The sequence below is a fragment of the Streptomyces sp. NPDC048751 genome, assembly GCF_043198595.1.
Taxonomy (GTDB): domain Bacteria; phylum Actinomycetota; class Actinomycetes; order Streptomycetales; family Streptomycetaceae; genus Streptomyces.
Genome location: NZ_JBICUX010000010.1, coordinates 252990 through 274923 on the forward strand (window position 1 = coordinate 252990; position 21934 = coordinate 274923).

2 protein-coding genes are annotated in these 21934 nt (G+C 74.3%); both read right to left on the bottom strand.

All coding sequences use genetic code 11. The features are described 5' to 3' along the window. Positions 1-2 precede the first annotated feature (2 nt). Complete coding sequence (locus tag ACGFNV_RS30690) at positions 3-15587, bottom strand: amino acid adenylation domain-containing protein (protein ID WP_393626773.1); 15585 nt, start codon at positions 15585-15587, stop codon at positions 3-5. After that, positions 15587-21871: an amino acid adenylation domain-containing protein gene (locus tag ACGFNV_RS30695; protein WP_393626775.1), complete on the bottom strand. Its 6285-nt coding sequence runs from the start codon at positions 21869-21871 to the stop codon at positions 15587-15589. Before ACGFNV_RS30695 ends, ACGFNV_RS30690 begins: the two co-directional genes overlap by 1 nt. Between the last annotated feature and the right edge of the window lie 63 nt (positions 21872-21934).

Below are 21934 nucleotides of genomic sequence, written 5' to 3' on the forward strand. Positions count from 1 at the left end.
CATCAGCTCAGATCCCTCTCGAATTCGTCGATCTCGTCCTGTGACAGCTGCAGCAGGGACACGTCGGACGGGGTGAGGCCGCCGGCCTCGGGCCGGACCGCGAACTCGGCCAGGGCCTGAAGCGCCTGGACCCACAGGTCCGCGAGCTCCTGGACCTCCGGCTCGTCGAAGAGGGCCTCGGGCCAGGACCAGACGGCCACCAGCCGGACCCCGTCGGGCCGGTCCTGCGCCACCGCGCTGAGCCCGAGGGCGTGGGCCGGCCAGGTGGCCTCCGCTCCGCCCGCGCCCAGCGTCTCGGTCGCCTCGGGCGGTGCCGCCCAGTCCTCGGCCCGGGTGGCACTCTCGTCGACGGCGGCGAAGCGGCCCAGGTAGTTGAAGCCGATCTGCGGTGCGGGGTGCGCGGCCAGCTCCGGACCCGTGACGGGGTTGAGGTGGCGCAGCATGCCGTAGCCGATGCCCTTGTCGGGGATGGCCCGCAGCTGCTCCTTGACCCGCTTCAGCGCGGTGCCGAGCGCCGGGCCGTCCACGCCGAACCCGGGCCCGGCGGGCGCGCCCGGGTCGACGGCGACCGGGTACAGGCTGGTGAACCAGCCGACGGTACGGGACAGGTCGGCCCCGTCCACGATCTCCTCGCGGCCGTGGCCCTCCAGGCCCAGCAGAACCGCGCTCCCCTCACCCCGGCCGCGCTCCCGCCGCCAGCGGGCCACCGCGAGCGCGAGACCGGTCAGCAGCACCTCGTCGACCGCCGCGTTGAACGCCGCGGGCACCGTGCCGAGCAGCGGCGCGGCCACCGCGTCCGGCAGGGTGACCGTCAGACGGCGTGCCGTGCGGGCCACGTCGACGGCGGGGTCGAGGGGCCGGTGCGAGAGCAGCGGGTCGGGCGTCGTGAGCACCGAGCGCCACAGGTCGAGCTCTTGGGCCCTGGCCGGTCCGGTCGCCTGCTCGGTGAGCTGCGAGGACCAGTTCCGGAACGACGTGCCGACGGCTGCGAGGGCGGGTTCCCGGCCCTCGGTGACCGCCGCCCAGGCCTGCGCGAGGTCCTCCCGCAGCACCCGCCAGGACACGCCGTCCACGGCCAGGTGGTGGACCAGGATCAGCAGCCGTCCCGGCCGGCCGGGGCCGGCGTCGAACCAGACGGCCCGGACCATCTCGCCCTCGGCGGGCGCCAGTTCGGCCTGCGCCCGGCGCTGCGCCTCGGTCACGGCACCGATCAGCTCGCCCTGCGGCACGGCGGCGACCTCGGTCCGGGCGAGCAGCGCGGAGGCCTCGACGGAGCCACGCGGGCGGACCTCCAGCCGCAGGCCCGCGGGGCCCGTCACGATCCGCGAACGCAGGACGTCGTGGTGGTCGAGGACGGCCTGCAGGGTCGCCGCGAGACGCCGTTCGTCCGCGTCCGCCGGGACCTGGAGGAGGGCCGCCTGGTGGACGGCGTCCGTCGGCCCGCCCCGCTCGTACAGGTCGAGCATGACCGGGGTGAGCGGCAGTTCACCGATGGCGTCCTCGGGCGCCTCGCCCGCCGCCGGGCCCCCGTCCTCCTGGGCGATCCTGGCCAGTGCCCGGACCGTCTTGTACTTGAAGACGTCCCGCACGCCGATCAGCAGGCCCGCCTTGCGGGCCCGGCCGGCCAGCTGGATGGAGACGATGCTGTCCCCACCGCGCTCGAAGAAGTCATCGTCCGGACCGACCTCGGCGACGCCGAGCAGCTCGGAGAAGAGGCCGGCGAGCACGGTCTCCCGGGAGAGGGCGGCCGACTCCTCGACGGGGTCCGCCGTTCCGCCGCCGTCGGCCGTGTCATGCGCCTCGTCGCCGCCCACGGCAGGGGCGGCGGCCGACTGGTCCAGCCGCTGTCCGAGCCGGGCGCGCACCTCGCTCCACCACTCGGTCAGCGGGTCGTCGGCCGGCCGCTCGACCGGCCGCTCCGTCTCCGCCGCGAAGGTCTCCAGAACCTCCCGCAGCCCGTCGGCGATCGTCTCCACCTCGGCCTTGGTGAACAGGTCGGGGCGGTATCCGAACCGACAGTGCAGCTGGTCCCCGGAGAGCCCGGCGTCGAGGGTGACCGGATAGTGGGCGGCGGAGTTCATCTCCAGGTCGACCGCCCGGACCCGGTCGCCGTCACCGCCGAAGCCGGCACCGTCGGCGGGGATGTTCTGGAACACCAGCAGGGTGTCGAACAGTTCGCCCTTGCCGGTCCGGCGTTGCAGGTCGACGAGGCGGATGTGCTGGTGTGCCGTCAGCCGAAGCTGCTGGTCCCAGAGCCGGGACAGCGCGGCGCCGATCGGCTCGCCGGGGCGGAAACTCGCCCGCACCGGCAGGGCGTTGATGAAGAGACCGACCATCCGCTCGATGCCGGGCACCTCGGGAGGCCGCCCCGAGAGGGTCGCTCCGAACACCACGTCGTCGCGTCCGGTGAGCCGGGCGAGCAGCAGTCCCCAGGCGGCCTGGACGACCGTGTTCATCGTGGTGCCGTGCCGGCCGGCCAGCGCGCCGAGCCCGGCGACCAGGTCGCCGCCGAAGGTGACCGAGAGCTTCTCGGTCTCGACGGACACCCGGTCCGGATCGGCGGGCGCCAGCAGGGTGGGCTCCACCGACGGGTCGAGCACCTCCAGCCAGGCGCGCTCCGAGGCCGCCCGGTCCTGGCGGCCCAGCCAGGACAGATAGGTGCGGTACGGACGGACCTCGGGCAGTCCGGCGGGGTCGCCGCCGGCCGCGTACAGGCGCATGAGCTCGTCCAGCAGGACCGGTGCGGACCAGCCGTCCATCAGGAGGTGATGGAGCGTCAGGACCAGTCGGGCGTGTCCGCCGCCGAGACGGAGCAGCGTGCAGCGCAGCAGCGGGGGCCGGTCGACGTCGAACTTCTCCGCCCGCGCCTCCCGCATCACCCGCTCGACCGCGGTGGCGCGCCCGGCGTCGTCGAGATGGCTCAGATCCGTCTCCGTCCAGGGGAGTTCGGTCTCCGCCGGGATGAACTGCACCGGCTGGGACAGGCCCTCATGGGCGAATCCGGCGCGCAGGTTCTCGTGCCGTTCCAGCAGCGCCCGTACCGCGGCGCGCAGCACCGGGGTCTGCGGGTCGCCGTCCAGGTCGAGTCCGAACTGGACGGTGTACACGTCGATGTCACGCTGGTCGTAGAGGGAGTGGAAGAGCAGTCCCTCCTGCAGCGGCGCCAGCGGCAGCACGTCGGACAGCCTCCGGCCGCCCTCTTCGAGGTGGTCGATGTCCCGCTGTTCCAGGCGGACCAGCGGGAAGTCCGACGGGGTGCGCCCACCGGTGCGCGCGGTGTCGGCGAGGAGCGCGCGCACCGCGCGCTGCCAGCACGCGGCGAGTTCCGCGGGGTCGGCCTCCGCGAACAGCGCCTCGGGCCATGCCCAGCGGGCCGTCAGCCGCACTCCGTCGGGCCCGTCGTACGCCCAGGTCTCCATGTCGAGCGCGGACGTCACCGGCATGTCCGGGTCCTCCGCGGGGGTCGCCCGTACGGCGCCCGCCGAGTGAAGCGGCACCGAGCCGTCAGCGAGCGGCGCCTGGAAGACGCCCCGGTGGGCGAACCTCAGCCGCGGGGTCGCGGCGGCGGCGAGCAGGGGCACGGTCTGGGGGTTGAGGTAGCGGAGCAGCCCGTGGCCACCGCCGTCCCCGGGAACCGCCGTCAGCAGTTCCTTGACCCGCTTCACGTGGTCGGCCGGGTGCGGGGCCGCCGCCCCGTCGGCGCCGAGGCGCACCGGGTGGGTGTGGGTGAGCCGGCCGAGGGTGCGGGTGAGCCCGGCCTCGCCGGTCCGGCCGTCCCGCTCCACGGCGACCAGGAATCCGGTGCCCGCGGGCAGGCCCTTCCTGGTCCGCCAGTCCTCCACGGCGGCGGCGATCGTGCCGAGCAGGACCTCCTCGGTGCCGGTGGCGAAGCTCTCCGGCAGGTCGGTGAGCAGGGCCGCCGACTCGGTGGCGGACAGGGTGACTTCCAGGTGCCGGACGGTGGCCTCGGTGTCGCGGGACGGGTCCGGAGGGCCCGCGACCGGCGGCGCGGTCTCGGTGAGGAGGTCGGACCAGACCTGGAGTTCGTCGACGAGTTCCGGGGCGGCGGCCGCGGTGGCCCTGCCCTCGGCCCATGCCTTGTAGGGGGTGGCCACGGCCGGCAGCTGCGCCGGCGTTCCGGCCGTCAGCGCCTCCCAGGCGGTGCGCAGGTCGGCGACGAGGATCCGCCAGGCGGCCGGGTCGGCGGCCAGGGTGTGCACCACGAGCAGCAGCCGGTGCTCGCCCGCCGGCCCGCCGTCGAACCAGACGGCCCGGAACACGACGCCGTCCTCCGGCGCCAGGGTGGAGCGGATTTCGTCCGTCTGCCGTGCCACCTCGGCGGCCAGCGCGGCGGGGTCCGCCCCCGTCACCTCGATCCGGGTGAGCACATCCGCGGCCCCGATCTCCTCGCGCGGCCGGACCTCGAGGTTCCACACCAGGTTCCCGGCCCGGCGGTTGAGCCGCAGCCGCAGGGTGTCGTGGTGGTCGAGCAGCGCCTGGAGCACGGCGTGCAGCCGACGCTCGTCCGTGTCGCCGGGCAGCGCCAGGACGGCGGTGGCCGCCGAGTGGGCGACCGGGCCGCCCCGTTCGCGCAGCGCGTGCACGGCCGGGCTCAGCGGGATCTCGCCGATGCCGCCGTCGTCGGTCGCGGGGGCCGAGGTGGAGGTCGCGGACGCGTGGTCCGGCTCGTCGGCTCCCGTGGCCGCGGCAGCCAGCTCCTCGACGGTGGCGTGGCGCAGCACGTCCGCCGCGGTGAACTCCAGGCCTGCTTCGAGTGCCCGGCTGACCAGCTGGATCGAGACGATGCTGTCGCCGCCGAGGGCGAAGAAGCTGTCGTCGATGCTCACCCGCTCGACTCCGAGGAGGTCGCGGATCAGCTCGCAGAGCAGTGTCTCCTTGGCGTCGCGCGGAGCCCGGCCCCCGTCCTGCGAGCCGAAGTCCGGCTCCGGCAGCGCCTTGCGGTCGACCTTGCCGTTGGCGTTCAGCGGCAGCGCGTCCACCGCGGTGTACGCGGCGGGCACCATGTACTCCGGCAGCAGCTCGGCGAGATGCCGGCGCAGCGCCTCGGCGGTGACCTCGGCTCCGGCGGCCGGGACGGTGTAGGCGACCAACTGCCGGCGGTCGTCGTGCCCCTGGTGGAGCAGCACGGCCGCGCGGGCGATGCCGGGGTGGGCCGTGAGCGCCGCTTCGATCTCGCCGAGCTCGACGCGGAACCCGCGTATCTTCACCTGGTCGTCGGCGCGTCCGGCGAACTCCAGCTGGCCGTCGGCGTTCCAGCGCACCAGGTCACCCGTGCGGTAGAACCGCTCGCCCGGCGCCCCGAAGGGGTTGGCGACGAAGCGCTCCGAGGTCAGCGCGGGCCGGCCCAGGTAGCCGCGGGCGAGGCCGTCGCCGGCGATGTAGAGCTCCCCGGTGCCGCCGACGGGCACCGGCATCAGGGAGGCGTCCAGCACGTACACCCGGGTGTTCCACAGCGGGGCGCCGATCGGCGGGTGCACCGCGCCGGACTGCGGGCGGCTCATGGTGGAGCAGACGGTCGCCTCGCTGGGTCCGTACACGTTGAGCAGGCGGCGGCCCGCGGACCAGTACGCCACCTGGTCGGGCGGGCAGGCCTCGCCGCCGACCGCGAGGGTGCGCAGGCCGGGCAGCGGGATGTGCGGCACGGTGGCGAGCACACCGGCGGTGACCTGAAGGTGGGTGACGCCGTGGTCGTCGAGGAGCGTGGCCAGTTCCTGGCCGGCCGGCGACTGGTGTCCCTCCGGCAGCACCAGCGTGGCGCCGCTGAGCAGCGTCATCGACAGGTCCGCCATCGAGACGTCGAAGCTCGGCGACACGGCCTGCAGGACGCGGCTGTCCGCGTCGATGGCGAAGTTCTCCGCGTGCGCTCCCGCCATGCCCGCGATGCCCCGGTGGGTGACCAGGACACCCTTGGGCCGGCCGGTCGACCCCGAGGTGTAGATGACGTACGCGGGGTGGTGCAGGGCGAGCGGACAAACGCGGTCGGTGTCGGTGGGGTCGGTGACGGGGGCGGCGGCCACGGCGGCCCGCACGTCCTCGGCGTCGGCGCGGTGCACGGCGGCGCCGGACAGGGCCGGGCTCCCGGCCGTCTCCCCGGTGGCGACCACGAGCGCGGGGCGCGCGTCCTCGACGATGTACGCGATGCGCTCGGCCGGGTAGCCGGGGTCGACCGGCAGATGGGCGGCGCCCGCCTTGAGGACGCCGAGGGTGATCGCGAGCCAGTCCGTCGAGCGTGGCACGACGATCGCTACGCGCTGCTCGGGGCCGACCCCCTGTCCGATGAGGTAGTGCGCCCACTGGTTGGCCCGGGCGTTCAGTTCGCCGTAGGTCAGCCGGGTGGGGCCGGCGATGACCGCCGGGTGGTCGGGAGTGGCCGCCGCCCGCTGCTCGAACAGGGTCGGGAAGGTCGCCGCCGGCACCTCGCGGGCGGTGTCGTTCCAGGTGGTGAGGACCTGCTCGCGCTCCGTCCCGGACAGCAGGCCGATCCGGCTGACCGGCAGCCGCGGGTCGCCGGCGACCGCGTCGAGCAGGGCGGTGAACCGGGCCGCGACCGACTCGACCGTGGCGCGGTCGAACAGATCGGTGCGGTAGCTGATCAGGCCCCGCAGGCCGGCGGGACTGCCGTCGCCGCCGAAGGTCTCGCGCAGTTCCACGCCGAGGTCGGTCTTGGCCGACGTCAGCTCGATGTCCTCGGGCTCGACCGTGAGGCCGGGCAGTTCCAGACGTGCCGCCGCGTTGTTCTGGAAGGCGAGGAACACCTGGAACAGCGGGGTGTGGGCCAGCGACCGCGCGTCGGGGCCGAGGTGGTCGACCAGCCGCTCGAAGGGCAGGTCCTGGTGGGCGTAGGCGGCCAGGTCCGCGGCCCGGACCCGGCTCAGCAGTTCACCGAAGGACGGGTCGCCCGAGGTGTCGGTGCGCAGCACCAGGGTGTTGACGAAGAAGCCGACGAGGTCTTCGAGGGCTTCGTCCGGGCGGCCGGCGGTCGCGGTGCCGAGGGGGATGTCCGTACCGGAGCCGAGCCGGGTCAGCAGCGCCGCGAGGCCCGCCTGGGCCACCATGAAGAGACTCACCTGGTGGGTGCGGGCGAGCGCGACGAGGCGGGTGTGCAACTCGGCGTCGCAGGAGAACTCGACGGTGGCGCCGTCGCCGGTCATCTCGGCCGGGCGGGGCCGGTCGGTGGGCAGCGCGAGTTCCGCCGGGGCACCGGCCAGGGTCTCCTCCCAGAAGGCCAGCTGGCGCGCGGCCAGGCCGGCCGGGTCGTTCTCGTCGCCGAGGAGCTCGCGCTGCCAGAGGGTGTAGTCGGTGTACTGCACGGGCAGCGGCGCGAAGTCGGGCGTCCGCCCGCCGTGCCGGGCCGCGTAGGCGGTGGACAGATCGCCGGCCAGCGGGGCGTTGGACCAGCCGTCGGAGGCGATGTGATGGACGTTCAGGAGCAGGACGTGCTCCGTGCCGGAGATGCGGAACAGGGTGACGCGCAGCGGGAGTTCGGCCGCCAGGTCGAAGCCGTGGGCGGCGGCGTCGCGCAGTGCCCGCCCGATGGTCTCCGGTGCCGCCTCGACGATCTCGACGGGCACGTGGGCGTCGGCGGGAGCGAGAACGGCCTGCCGGGGCCTGCCTCCGGTGTCGGGGAACACGGTCCGCAGGCTCTCGTGGCGGGCCACGACGTCGGCGACGGCCGCGCGCAGGGCGTCCAGGTCGAGCGCGCCCCGGAGCCGGACCCCGATCGGGATGTTGTACGCCCCCGACGGGCCCTCGAGCCGGTTGAGGAACCACAGCCGGCGCTGCGCGAACGACAGCGGGATCTCCTCCGGTCGCCGGCGTACCGCGAGCTCGGGCCGGGCGGAGCCGCCGGGGGCGACCAGGGTGGCGAGCCGTGCCGGGGTGCGTGCCTCGAAGACCGCCCGGACGTCGACCTCGGCCCCGAAGGCGGAGCGGACCCGGCTGAGCAGGCGGACCGCGCTCAGCGAGTTGCCGCCGAGTTCGAAGAAGTCGTCGTCCACGCCCACCTCGGGCAGGTCGAGCACCTGGCCGAAGAGACCGCACAGGATCTCCTCCTGCGGGGTGCGCGGGGCCCGTACGGTGGCGGCCGCGGTGAACTCGGGCTCGGGCAGCGCCTTGCGGTCCAGCTTGCCGTTGACGGTGACCGGCAGCTCGTCGAGGACGACGACGGCCTCCGGGACCATGTAGTCGGGCAGGCCGGCCGCGAGCCGCTCGCGCAGCTCCGCACCCGTGAGGGCGTGCTCGGCCGCGGGCACGGCGTACGCGATCAGCCGGCCGCCGTCCGCGCCGTCCCTGACCACCACCGCCTGGGCGGCGACGCCGGGCAGGGCGGCGACCGCGGCGGAGACCTCGCCGAGTTCGACGCGGTGACCGCGGATCTTCACCTGGTCGTCGGCGCGGCCGACGAACACCAGGTTCCCGTCGGCGAGCCGGCGCGCCACGTCGCCGGTGCGGTACATCCGGGAGCCGACCGGTCCGTACGGGTCGGCGGTGAACCGCTCCGAGGTCAGCGCGGGCCGGCCGAGGTAGCCGCGGGCCAGGCAGGGGCCCGCCAGGTACAGCTCGCCCGCCACGCCGGCCGGGACGGGACGCAGTGCCGAGTCCAGGACGTAGGCCCGGACGTTGGCCTGCGGCCGGCCCATCGGGACCGGCCCGGGAGCGAGTTCGGCGCCCGGCTCGATCCGGAACTCGGTGACGTTGACGGTCGCCTCGGTGGGCCCGTACACGTTGCGGACGACGGCGTCCGGGTGGCGCTCCCGCCACGCGGTGAGCGCCTCGCCGAGCAGGGCCTCGCCGCCGAGGAGGAGTTCGGTGGCGGGTGAGTAGGCGGCGGGCAGGGCGCCGAGGAGCGGAAGGTGGCTGGGGGTCGCCTTCATGAAGGTGACCGGGGTCGTGGCCAGCCGTGCGGAGATCCCGGGGTTCTCCTCCAGGGCGGTGATCAGCACGGTGCCGCCGACGGTGAGCGGGGTGAACAGTGCCGTGACCGTCAGGTCGAAGGAGACCGGCGAGTGCAGCAGCGCGAGTCCGGCGGCGCCCGGGTAGGCGAGCGCGGTCCAGCCGAGGTAGTCGACGACCGAGCGGTGCTCGACCACCACGCCCTTGGGGCGTCCCGTGGAGCCGGAGGTGTAGATCACGTACGCCGGGTGGCCGGGGGTCAGCGGGGCCGTCCGGTCGGCGTCCGACGGGTCGTGGGACGGGCGTCCGGCGATCTCGGCCGCTGTCCCGGCGTCGTCGACGACCAGGGCCTCGACGGCGTGCTCGGGCAGCGCGGGGGCCGTGGCCCGGGTGGTGAGGAGGATCCGCGGCCGGGCGTCGTCGAGCAGGTGGGTGATGCGCCCGGCCGGGTGGGCCGGGTCGACCGGCACGTACGCGGCACCGGACTTGAGGACCGCGAGCAGCGCCACGACCAGGTCGGCCGAGCGTTCCATGGCGACCGCGACCAGCTGCTCGGGGCCCGCGCCCCGGGCGATCAGGGCGTGGGCGAGGCGGTTGGCCCGCTCGTCGAGCTCGGCGTACGTGAGTTCCGTGCCGCCGTCGATCAGCGCGGTCGCGTCCGGGGTGCGGGCGGCCTGAGCCTCGATCAGCTCACCGACCACGGCCTCGGACAGCGGTACGGCGGGGCCGGCGGCGCCCGTTGTCAGCTGCCGGGTCTCCTCCTCGTCGAGGAGTCCGAGCCGGCCCACGGGGGTGTCGGGTGCCGACGCGACGGCTTCGAGGACCCTGCGCAGCTGCCGGGTCGCGGACGTCACCAGCTCCTCGTCGAGGAGGTCGGGGCGGTAGTACCAGTTGAGCACCATCCGCCGGTCGTCCTGCATCACGACCATGCCGAGGGGATAGTGGTTGTCGCCCTTGGTGTCGACCTCGCTCAGCGCGAGGCCGTGCACGGTCTCCTGGGCGCCGGGGTCCGCGGGGAAGTTCTCGAAGACGACGGCCGTGTCGAACAGCGTGCCCAGGCCGGTCAGCCGTTGGAGGTCGGCGAGGCCCAGGTAGTGGTGGGCGAGGAGTTCGACGCGCCGCGCCTGGACCCGGGAGAGGGTGTCGACGAGGGAGACGGCCGGGTCGACCCGGACCCGTACCGGCACGGTGTTGCTGAACAGGCCGACCATCGACTCGACGCCGGGCAGCTCCGGCGGCCGGCCGGAGACCGTCTCGCCGAACAGCACGTCGTCGCGGCCGGTGAGACCGGCGAGCACCAGGCCCCAGGCGCCCTGCACCACGGCGTTCATGGTGAGGCCGTGGGCCCGGGCCGCCGCGGTGAGCGCGGCGGTCAGGTCGGCCGGGAGCTCGTCGACGATCCGGCCCGGCAGGGCCGCGGTGTGACCGGCGGCGCCCGGGGCGACCAGCGTCGGCTCGTCGATCCCGGCGAGCGCGGTGCGCCAGGCGGCCTCGGCGGAGTCGCGGTCCTGGGCGGCGAGCCAGGTCAGGTACTCCTTGTACGGGACGACGGGCGGCAGCGCCGAGGCGTCGCCGCGCTGCCCGTACAGCGCGAAGAGCTCACCGGCGAGGACCGGCGCCGACCAGCCGTCGAGCAGCAGGTGGTGGGCGGCGAACAGCAGCCGGTGGAGGCCCGGTGCCAGCCTGATCAGGGTGAAGCGCAGCAGGGGCGGACGCTCCGGGTCGAAGCGCCGGGACCGTTCCTGGACCAGCAGCCGGTCCAGTTCGGCACGCTGCTCCGGCTCACCGAGGGCGCTCAGGTCGATCTCGTTCCAGGGCGGTTCGACCTCCCCCGGGATCAGCTGCACGGGCACGCCCTGCGCGGTGCGGTGGAAGGAGGCGCGCAGGCTGGCGTGCCGGGCGAGCAGTCCGGCGACGGCGGCGCGCAGCGCCCCGGTGTCGAGCTCCCCGCGCACGTCCAGGGCGAGCCGGGTGATGTAGACGTCCTCGGCCTGCTGGTCGTACTCGGTGTGGAAGAGGAGCCCCTCCTGGAGGGGCGAGAGCGGCAGCACGTCGGTGAGGCGGGGCTGGGCCGCTTCCAGACGGGCGATCTCGTCCTGGGTCAGGTCGACGAGGGTCAGGTCGGACGGGACGAGCCCGCCGGCGCCCTCGGGCCGGTCGGCGCGGTCCACCAGGGCGCGCAGGGCGTCGAACCACGCCTCGGCGAGCTGCCGTACGTCGTCCTCGGCGAGCAGTCCGCCCGGCCAGGTCCAGGTCGCGGTGAGGCGCGGCCCGTCGCTGTGGGTCTCGGTGACCGCGTTGGCGGTGAGGGTGTACGGCAGCGGGGTGGCGGCGTCCGCTCCGCCTCCCAGGCCGTCCGTCGCCCCTTCCCCGGCGGCATCGGTGTCGGACGAACCACCGATGCGTCCCAGGTAGTTGAAGCCGATCTGCGGCTCGGCGAACTTGGCCAGGGTCACCGCGGTGCGCGGGTTGAGATGGCGCAGCAGGCCGAAGCCGATGCCGTTGTCGGGGATCGCCCGCAGCTGTTCCTTGACGGCCTTGAGCGCGGTGACGAGGGCCTCGCCGCCCGGGGCGAGCGCGTCGGCCCCGGCCACGCCCGGGTCGAGCCGTACGGGGTAGAGGCTGGTGAACCAGCCCACCGTGCGGGAGAGGTCGGCGCCTTCGACGATCTCCTCGCGGCCGTGGCCCTCCAGGCCCACCAGGACGGAGGAGGTGTCGCCGCGGCCCTGGCGGCGGCGCCAGTCGGCCACGGCCACGGCGAGCGCGGTGAGCAGTACGTCGTTGATCTGTGCGTTGAAGGCGGCCGGTACCTGGCCGAGCAGCGGCTCGGTGACGTCGGCGGGCAGCCGCAGGGTGAGGTGCCCGGCGGTGGCGAGGGTGTCCGTCGTCGGGTCGAGCGGGCGGTCGGTGAGCAGCGGGTCGGGTCCGGAGAGGATCGAGCGCCACAGGGGGAGTTCGCGGATGCGGTCGGGTTCACCGGCGGCCGCGGTCAGCTGCTGGGCCCAGCGGCGGAAGGAGGTTCCCACCGGTTCGGGGGTGAAGGCGGTGCCCGCGGCGGCCGCCTCGAGCGCGGCGGAGATCTCGGGCAGCAGGATGCGCCAGGACACCCCGTCCACCGAGAGGTGGTGGATCACCAGCAGCAGCCGGCCGGGCCGGTCGGCTCCGGCGTCGAACCAGACGGCCTGCACCATGCGCCCCTGCTCGGGGGCGAGCCGGGACTGGGCGGCGGCGAACTCCCGCTCGGTGACGGCACGCAGCTCGTCCGCGTCGAGGCCCGCGGCGTCGACCCGGTACAGCGACTCGGCGGCCGCCACGGTGCCGGGCGGGGTGACCTCCAGGGTCCACTCGCCGATGTCCTCGATCCGGGTGAGCCTGAGCCGCAGCGCGTCGTGGTGGTCGAGGAAGGTCTGCAGCACTTGGGTGACCCGGTCGGTGTCCAGCCCGGCGGGCACCGGCAGCGGCATCGCCTGGTTGAACGGGTCGACAGGACCGCTGTGTTCGCTGAACCAGTGGATGATCGGGGTCAGCGGGACGCCGCCCACGCCGTCGGACGGGGCGCGGCGGCGCGCGGGGGCGGCGCCCTCGGTGGCCACGGCGGCGAGCGCCTCGACGGTCTTGTGGGTGAACACGTCGCGCGGGGTGAAGCGCAGTCCGGCCTTGCGGGCGCGGCTGATCAGCTGGATGGAGCCGATGCTGTCGCCGCCGAGCTCGAAGAAGCTCTGGTCCACCCCCACCTTCTCCACGCCGAGCACCTCGGCGTAGAGGGTGCAGAGCAGCTCCTCGCGCGCGGTGGCGGGGGCGCGGCCCTCGGCGGCGGTGAACGCGGGGGCGGGCAGGGCCTTGCGGTCCAGCTTGCCGTTGACCATCAGCGGCAGGGTGTCGAGGGCGACGACGAACGCGGGCACCATGTACTCCGGCAGCAGCCCCGCGACATGGGTCCGCAGGGTCTCGGCGTCGACGGGGTCCGGACCGGCCGGGACCACGTAGGCGACTAGCTGCTTCACCCCCGGCTGGGCCTCGTGCACCACCACGGCGGCCCGGTCCACGCTCTCGTGGCGGGCCAGGACGCTCTCGATCTCGCCGAGCTCGATCCGGAAGCCGCGGACCTTCACCTGGTCGTCGGCGCGCCCCACGAACTCCAACTGGCCGTCCTCGCCCAGTCGTACCACGTCGCCGGTGCGGTACATCCGCTCACCGGGGCCGCCGAAGGGGTCGGCGACGAAGCGCTCCGAGGTCAGCGCGGGGCGCCGCAGGTAGCCGCGGGCGAGACCGGCGCCCGCCACGTACAGCTCGCCCTCGGTGCCCTGGGGCACCCGGCGCAGGGCGGCGTCGAGGACGTAGGCGCGGGTGTCGCGCACCGGGGTGCCGATCGGCGGGACGGTGCCGGTGGCCTCCAGGGGGGCGCTCATGGACACGGCGACGGTCGACTCGGTGGGGCCGTAGGCGTTGACCATGCGCCGGCCGGGGGCCCAGCGCGCCACCAGTTCGGGCGTGCAGGCGTCTCCGCCGACGACCAGGCAGGTGAAGCCGGGGAGGTCCACGGCGGGGACGCTGGCCAGCGCGGCCGGCGGGATCAGGGCGTGGGTAACCCGGCGTCCGGCGATCACCTCGGCGAGCGGCTCGCCGGCGAGCGGGCCCGGGTCGGGCACCACCAGGGCGGCACCGGACGTCAGCGTCATGCACAGTTCCAGCACGGAGGCGTCGAAGCTGGGCGAGGAGAACTGCAGGACGCGGCTGGTGCCGTCCACCGCGAACCGTTCCCGCTCGGTCGCGGCGAAGGCGGCGAGACCGGCGTGGCTGACCACGACACCCTTGGGCGTGCCGGTCGAGCCCGAGGTGTAGATCACGTACGCGGGCGAGGCCACCGGGACGGGTCCCGCGGGCCGGCGGCCGGCACCGTCCCGGTGCGGCTCCGCCTCGTCGAGTGCGTCGAGAACGACGACGGGAGTGCCGCCCGTGCGGGGCACCGCGTGCTCGTACGCCGTGGTGGTGAGCACCGCAGCCGGTCGCGCGTCGTCGAACATGAAGGCGATGCGCTCGGCCGGGTAGTCGGGGTCCACCGGCAGATAGGCGGCGCCCGCCTTCATCACGGCGAGGGACCCGACGACGGACTCCACGGAACGGCCGAGGACGAGGGCCACGACCTGTTCGGGCCCGACGCCGCCGGCCGCGAGGCGATCGGCGAGCGCGTCGGTACGCGCGTCCAGTTCGGCGTAGGTCAGGGAGAGCGCCGCGGACTCCACCGCGACGGCGTCCGGGGTGCGCGCGGCCTGGGCCGCGAAAAGCTCGGGGAAGGTGGCCTGCGCGACCGTGTGCCCGGCGGCGCTCTCGGCCCCGACCAGCGCCTCCCGCTCGCCGTCGGCCAGCAGGTCGAGCCCGGCCACGGTCTGCGCGAGGTCGTCGGTCAGGGCCTGGAGGATCCGCACCAGCCGACCGCCGATGACCTCGACCTGCTCGGGGCGGAAGAGGTCGGGCCGGTAGTTGAGCAGCAGCCGCAGCCTGCCCTCGTACACGTGCGAGACCAGGCAGAGCGGGTAGTGGTTGGCGTCCAGGACGTCGAAGCCGTCGATGGTCAGGTCGTCGACGAGGTCGCGCAGGGCCTGCAGGTCGAACGGGAAGTTCTCGAACGCCACGTAGGTGTCGAAGAGTTCGGCGTGGCCGGAGAGCCGGTGGATGTCCCGCATCCCGGTGTACTGGTGGGCCATCATCTCCAGGTGCTCGCCCTGGAGCCCGGCGAGGACGCTGCCGAGCGAGTCGCCGCCGCCCAGGCGGACCCGGACCGGCAGGGTGTTGATGAGCATGCCGACCATGCGCTCGACGCCGGGCACCTCGGGCGGCCGGCCCGAGACGACCGTGCCGAACACCACGTCCTGGCGGCCGGTGAGCACCGACAGCAGCAGCGCCCAGGAACCGTGCACGGCGCTGGAGAAGGTGAGGCCGTTCGCGCGCAGCCGCGCCGAGAGGGCCTCGGTGGCGTCGGCCGACAGTTCGAGGACCAACTGCTCGGGGTGGACGACCTCGCGGGCCGGGTCCGAGGGCACGAGGCGGGTGGGTGCGTCGATGCCGGCGAGCGCCCGGCGCCAGGCCTCCTCGGAGGCCTGCTGGTCCTGCCGGGCCAGGTGCGCGAGGTGGTCGCGGAACGGAGTGACCCGCGGCAGCGCGGAGGCGTCGCCCCCGTCGGCGTACACCGCGAGCAGCTCACCGAGGAGCACGGACGTCGACCAGCCGTCGAGCAGGATGTGGTGGAAGGTGCACAGCAGGCGGTACGCGTCGTCGGCGAGCCGCACCAGGCGGTAGCGCATCAGCGGCGGCCGCGCGAGGTCGAAGGAGTGGGCCTTCTCCTCGGCCTGGATCCGCCGCAGCTCCGCGGCCCTCCGCGTCTCGTCGAGTTCCCTGAGGTCGTTCTCGGACCAGGGGACCTCGACGGTGCGCGAGACGACCTGCACCGGACGGCTCTGCTTGGGGTGGAGGAAGCCCACCCGCAGGTTGGCGTGCCGGTCCAGCAGCGCCTGCGCGGCCGCCCTGAGCGTGGCGGCGTCCAGGGAGCCGCCCAGGTCGAGCACCACCTGCACGGTGTAGACGTCGTTCCCCGACTCGTCGTACAACGCGTGGAAGAGAAGCCCCTCCTGAAGCGGGGACAACGGAAGGATGTCCTCAGGACCCGACTTCTTCATCACAGCGTCCTCCACTCGGCTTCGAGCCCGTCGATCTCGTCTTGGGATAGCTCCACCAGCGCCAGGTCCGATGGGGTGTGGCCGCCCGCGTCGGGGCGTTCTGCGTACTCGGTCAGCGCGCGCACCGCGCGGAACCAGGTGTCCGTGAGTTCACGGACGTCGGCGTCGGACAGCAGTCGGCCCGGCCAGGTCCAGACGGCCGTCAGGCGAGGCCCGTCCGGCTCCTGCCGGACGACCGCGTCGACCTCCAGCGGATGGGACAGCGGCAGGTCGGCGCCTTCGGCCAGGACCACGTCGGACTCGGCCGCCGCGGTCCAGTCGCCGCCGGGGGCCTCGGCACGCCCCAGGTAGTTGAAGAGCAGGGGTGCGGTGGCCAGCCCGGCGAGCCGGGGTCCGGCGTCCGGGTCGAGGTGGCGCAGCAGCCCGTATCCGATGCCTTCGTCGGGTACGTCCCTGAGCTGTTCCTTGACCGTGCGCAGCACGCGGCCCGCCTCGGGGCCGCCCGCCCACAGGTCGTCCCAGTGCTCGACTCCGGGGTCGAGGCGGGCCGGGCGGATGGTGGTGAACCAGCCGACCGTACGGGACAGGTCGAGCCCGTCGGCGATCTCCTGCCGGCCGTGGCCCTCCACGTCGATGAGGGCTCCGGCGGCCCCGCCGGGGTCCCGGTGGCGGCGCCAGTGCTCCACCGCCACGGTGAGCGCGGTGATCAGCACCTCGTGCACGCTCGCGTTCAGCGCCCCGGGCACCCGGTCGAGCAGGGCGGTGGTGGCGTCGGCGGCGAGTGCGCGGGTGAGCTTGCGGGCGGCTCCCGCGGTGTCCCTGGCCGGGTCGAGCGGCCGCTCGGTCAGGGCGGGCGCGGGCAGCGCGAGCGTACGCGCCCAGTGGTCCTCCTCTGCGGCCCGGGCGGCGGTCTGCGCCCCGAGCAGCTCGGCCCAGCGGCGCAACGGCGTTCCCACCGGGGCGAGTTCGGGCTCCTTGCCGACGGCCGCGGCCTCCCACGCGGCCCGCAGGTCGGGCAGCAGGACGGACCAGGAGACGCCGTCCACCACCAGGTGGTGGGCGGCGAAGAGCAGCCGTCCCGGCTCGTCGGGGCCGGCGTCGAACCAGACAAGCTGGACCATCACGCCGGCCTGGGGGGCCAGCCGGTCCCAGGCCGCGCGCGCCTCCCGCCCGATCGTCGTGCGCAACGCCTCACCGGAGAGCCCGGCGGTGTCGACCCGGCGGACCAGTCCGGCCGCCGCGACGCTGCCGCGTCCGGTGATCTCGTACGTCCAGCGGCCGTCGGAGCCGGTCCGGTCCTGCCGGGTGCGCAGGGCGTCGTGCCGGTCGAGCACCGCCTGCAGCGCGGTGGCCAGTTCGCTCTCGCCGAGCCCGGCCGGCACCTGGACGAGGGCGCTCTGGTGGAAGGCGTCGACCGGGCCGCCGCGCTCCTCCAGCCACCGCATGATCGGGGTCGCGGGGAGCGGGCCGACGCCGGCGTTCTCGTCGGCCCCCGCGGGGGCGGCCGCCTCGGTGGTCTGGGCGGCGAGCGCCGCCACCGTCTTGAGCTCGAAGACCTCCTTCGGGGAGAACATCAGGCCCTTGCGGCGGGCTCTGGCCACCAACTGGATGGAGACGATGCTGTCGCCGCCCAGTTCGAAGAAGCTCTGGTGCAGTCCGACGCTCTCGCGGCCGAGCACCTCGGCGAAGAGCCCGGCGAGGGTCTCCTCCAGCGGGGTGCGCGGCACGTCGGTGCCGCTGTCGACGGCCTGCCGCGGTGCGGGCAGGGCCTTGCGGTCGAGCTTGCCGTTCGGGGTGAGGGGCAGGGTGTCGAGGACGACGACGGCGGCCGGGACCATGTAGGCGGGCAGCGGCCCCGCCGCCCAGGTGAGGATCTCGGCCGGGTCCACGGTCGCGTCCGCCGCGGGGACGACGTAGCCGACGAGCTGGCGGTGGCCCGGGGTGTCCTCGCGCACCGTGGCGGCGGACCGCGCGACCCGCGGATGCCGGGCCAGTACGGCCTCGATCTCGCCCAGTTCGATGCGGAAGCCGTTCAGCTTGATCTGGTCGTCGACGCGCCCGAGGTATTCGAGGTGGCCGTCGGCGCGCCAGCGGCCCACGTCGCCGGTGCGGTACATGCGGGCGCCCGCCGGTCCGTAGGGGTCGGCGACGAACCGCTCCGCGGTCAGACCGGGCCGGTTCAGGTAGCCGCGGGCGAGCTGTCCGCCGCCGATGTAGATCTCGCCCGAGGCGCCGGGCGGTACGGGGTTGAGGACGGGGTCGAGGACGCGGATCACCGAGTTCCACATCGGCCGGCCGATCGGCACCGGGCCCCCGGGAACGCTGTCGTCCGGGCCGATCCTGAACCCGACGCAGCCGACGGTGGCCTCGGTCGGCCCGTACTCGTTGACGACCGTGATCCCCGGCCGGTGCCGGCGCAGTTCGTCGACGGTCTCGCCGAGCAGCATCTCGCCGCCCACGACCAGTTCGCGGGTGGGCGAGAACTCCTCGGGCAGCACACCGAGCAGGGCCAGATGGGCGGGGGTCGCCTTCAGGAAGGCCGGCCGCGGGGAGCCGTCGCCGGGGCCCTCGAGGGCGGTGACGCGCACCGGACCACCCGAGATCAGCGGGGCGTACAGCGAGGTGACGGTCAGGTCGAACGAGACCGGCGAGTGCAGCAGGGTGCCGTCGGCGACGGAGGGGTAGTACTCGCGTGCGTACTCCAGGTACACCGCGACGGACCGGTGGGTCACGGCGACGCCCTTGGGGCGGCCGGTGGAGCCGGAGGTGTAGATGACGTAGGCGGGGTGGGCGGGGTCCAGCGGCCGCACCCGGTCGGTGTCGGTCGGGTCGCCCGGGTCCGCCGACGGCCCGTCGTGCTCCTCGGTGACGTCTAGGACCGGCACCTCGGTGGGCGGCACCGCGTCCCGGGTCCGCGGGTCGGCCAGGACCAGGGCCGGGGCCGCGTCCTGGAGCATGTAGGCGATCCGCTCTTCGGGGTACTCCGGGTCGACCGGGACGTAGGCGGCACCGGACTTGAGGACCGCGAGGAGCGCGATCACCAGCTCCGCCGAGCGGGGCAGCAGGACCGCGATCCGCTGCTCGGGACCGGCGCCGGCGGCGATCAGGGTGCGCGCCAAGCGGTTGGCGCGGGCGTTGAGTTCGGCGTACGTGCAGGTGCGGTCCTGCTCGGTCAGGGCCGGCGCCGCCGGGGTGCGGGCGGCCTGGCGCTCGAAGAGCGTGGGCAGCAGCAGCTCCGGCTCGACCACCGGGGACTGGCCGAACTCGCCCAGGACCAGGTGCCGTTCGTGTTCGGTGAGGATGTCGATGTCGGCGACGCGCTGCCCGGGGTCGGCCGTGAAGGCGTCGAGGACCCGCAGCAGGCGGGCGCTCATGGCCTCGACGGTGGCGCGGTCGAACAGGTCGGTGCTGTATTCGAGCCGGCCGCTGATCCCGGCGGCGGCCTCGTGGCCCGCCGAGCGCTCGTCGAGCCCGAAGAGCAGGTCGATCTTGGTGACTCCGGGGTCGACCTGCTGCGGGGTGGTGGTCAGGCCCGGCAGTTCGAGGTGGGACTCGACCGGTGTCTGCACGTCCATCATGACCTGGAACAGCGGGTTCCTGGCGAGCGAGCGCTCCGGGTTGAGTGCCTCGACCAGGCGCTCGAAGGGCACGTCCTGGTGGGCGTGGGCGGACAGCGACATCTCCCGCGTCCGCTCGATGAGCTGGCTGACGCTCGGGTTGCCGGAGACGTCGTTGCGGAACACCAGGGTGTTCACGAAGCAGCCCACGAGGTCGTCGAGCCGGGCGTCGCCACGTCCGGCCACGGCGCTGCCCAGCGGGATGTCCTCACCCGCGCCGAGCTTGCTCAGGAGCACCGCGACCGCGCTCTGCAACACCATGAAGAGGCTGGCCCGGTGGGTCCTGCCCAGTTCGATCAGGCGACGGTGCAGGGCCGCCCCGACCTCGAAGCGCACGATGTCGCCGCGCTGGCTCAGCTCGCCGGGCCGGGGCCGGTCGGTGGGCAGTTCCAGTTCCTCGGGGAGTCCGGCCAGGGCCTTCGTCCAGTGCGCGAGCTGCCGGGCCAGCGGGCTGTCCGGGTCGTTCTCGTCGCCGAGCACCGACTGCTGCCACAGGGTGTAGTCGGCGTACTGGACCGGCAGCGGTGCGAAGGCCGGAGGTTCGGCTGCCGCGCGGGCGGTGTAGGCGAGGCCCAGGTCACGGGCGAGGGGCGCGAGGGACAGACCGTCGGCGACGATGTGGTGCAGCACGACGAGCAGTACGTGGTCGTCGGGACCGAGGAGGAGCAGCCGGGGCCGTACGGCGAGTCCCTCGGTGAGGTCGAAGCCCTCGGCGACCACCTCGGCGACGGTCGCGTCCAGGGTGGCGGCGTCGGCCGTCCGCTCGGTGAGCGTCACCTCCAGGGCGGCCTCGGCCGGGGACAGGATGCGCTGGCGCGGCTTCCCGTCCGTCTCCGGGAAGGTGGTGCGCAGGCTCTCGTGGCGGGCCAGGACGTCGTGGAACGCCTCGGCGAGCGCGCCGCGGTCCAGCCGGCCGGTGAGCCTGAGGGCGAGGCCCATGTTGTACGCGCCGCTGGGGCCCTGGAGCCGGTTCACCAGCCAGAGCCGCTGCTGGGTGAGGGAGAGCGGGAGTTCGGCGGGGCGGGCCATCGGCTCCAGGGCGCGGCGGTGGCCGACGGTCCCGTCGAGGTGGCCGGCGAGGGCGGCGACGGTCGGCGTCTCGAAGACGGTCCGGATGGAGAGTTCCGCCCCGAAGGTCTCACGGATCCGGCCGAGGAGCCGGATCACGGCGAGCGAGTGTCCGCCGAGCTGGAAGAAGTCGTCGTCGACGCCCACCCGTTCGACCTTGAGGACCTGGGCGACCAGCGCGCACAGCGCTTCCTCCCGCGGGGTGGCCGGGGCGCGGTAGGCGGCCGGGGCTCCGGTGTCCTGGGCGTCCACGGCGGCCGGCGGGACCCAGCCGGCGGGCACGGCCGGTTCGAGGGAGTCGAGGCGGGCGTCCGGTCCCGCGGCGGCCAGCGCGGCGAGGAAGCCGGTGAGCGCCGTGCGGTGGCCGGTCAGCGTCTCCTCGGTGTAGAGGTCGGCGTTGGCGTGGAAGTCGATGAGGAAACCGGCGTCCGGCGTCCGGTTGTCGACGATCAGGGAGAGGTCTTCCTCGGGGCCGACGGAGAACCCGCGTACGGCCGCGCCGTGCCCGGCGAAGCTGAGCTGTTCGCCGTACATGATGAGGTTGATCTCGGGGCCCCACAGCCGTTTGCGGTCGCCGACGCGGCCGAGGTCGCGGTGGATGTCCTCGTAGCGGTAGCGCTGGTGGCGCAGCGCGTGGTGGAGCTCGTCGCTGACCGAGCGCAGGAGGTCCGCCACGGTGTCGGCGGGCCGGGGCCGGACGCGGACGGGGAGGGCGTTGGAGACCATGCCCGGGGTGCGCTTGGCGGCCGTGGCCGGCCTGCCCGCCACGGCCAGACCGAGCACGAGGTCGTCGGCGCCGGTCAGGCGGTGCAGATGGGCGGCGATGCCCGCGACGACCACGGCGGGCCAGCCGACCCGGGCCTCCCTGGCGAGGTCGCGCAGTGCTTCGGCGTACTCCGGTGTGACCCGGCTCGCCTGCCGGACGTGGTCGGTGGGGACACGGGTCGGGCGCCCGGCCAGGGTGACCGGTTCGGCGGCTCCGGCGAGGCGCTCGGACCAGTGCGCGGCGTCGGCGGCGAACTGCTCGGACCGCCGGTAGTCGGCGTCCAGTTCGACGAGTTCCCCGAGTGTCCCGAACGCGGCGGGCTGCGGTTCCTCGCCGGCCACCAGGGCCGAGTAGACGGCGGCGACCCGGGAGACGATCAGGGACCAGCTGTATCCGTCGACGATGGTGTGGTGCACCCGGCTGAACCAGGTGTACCGGTCGGTGGCCAGCTTGAGCAGCCCGAAGGTGAACAGCGGTCCGGCGTCGAGGTTCACCGGCGTCCTCACCCGGGCGAGCATCCACTCCTCGGCGGCGGCGAACGGGTCGACGGCGTCGCTGACATCGACGGTGTGCAACCGCCAGTCCAGGTCCGGCACCACCGCCTGCACCGGCCCCTCGGGACGCCGCAGGAACCGGACGCGCAGGGCCTCGGCCTCGTGGACCACCCGGCGCAGCGCGGCCTCGAAGGAGGCGGCGTCGACCTCGCCCGATATCTCGACGCACTCGGCGATGCTGTACATCGGGTTTTCCGGATTCACCTGCTGCGCCAGCCACATTCCGTACTGAGCGGCCGTCAGCGGCAATTGGAGTCCATTCCGATCGGCCATTGCCATTCACTCCGATTGAGTAGACGCGTCGACCCGGCCCACCCTATGAATCAAAAGCAGGCGGGCCAT